We start from the raw sequence: 305 nt of genomic DNA, 5'->3' as shown, positions 1-305 counted from the left end.
GCAGGCCGACGAAACGCCGCTCTCCCTCCTCGACCCCGGCAAGGGCAAAACCCAACGCGGCTACCTGTGGCTTATATCACCGCGCTGGGGGCTGACCGGTCAATCGTGCTTTATGACTGCCAACCGGTAACCGAACGGCGAACTCGCGTTGTGTGATTAAAATAATGTAATAATCTGACGGATATTAACTGAAGCTGTTTTCGGCGTAGGGTAATAGCTCGCTGATCCGGCTGTTCGGCCAGGTAGGTAAACGGGTCAGTACATCGCGCAACCAGATATACGGGTCGTGGCCGTTGAGTTTGGCG

Annotated in this window: 1 protein-coding gene and 1 pseudogene; one reads left to right on the top strand and one right to left on the bottom strand. The window is 55.4% G+C overall.

What is annotated here, in order from left to right; all coding sequences use genetic code 11:
* A pseudogene (locus BMI79_RS24360) lies at positions 1 to 126 on the top strand (IS66 family transposase); the annotation flags it as partial.
* A gap of 58 nt (positions 127 to 184) precedes the next feature.
* On the opposite strand, the gene BMI79_RS22965 reads toward BMI79_RS24360, so the two are convergent.
* A partial coding sequence (locus tag BMI79_RS22965) for a transposase domain-containing protein (protein ID WP_143555421.1) occupies positions 185 to 305 on the bottom strand: 121 nt, incomplete at its 5' end.

The organism is Serratia oryzae (genome assembly GCF_001976145.1).
GTDB classification, from domain to species: Bacteria; Pseudomonadota; Gammaproteobacteria; order Enterobacterales; family Enterobacteriaceae; genus Chania; species Chania oryzae.
The sequence above is the reverse complement of the archived record's forward strand: the minus strand, read 5'-3'. Positions and strand labels throughout refer to the sequence as shown.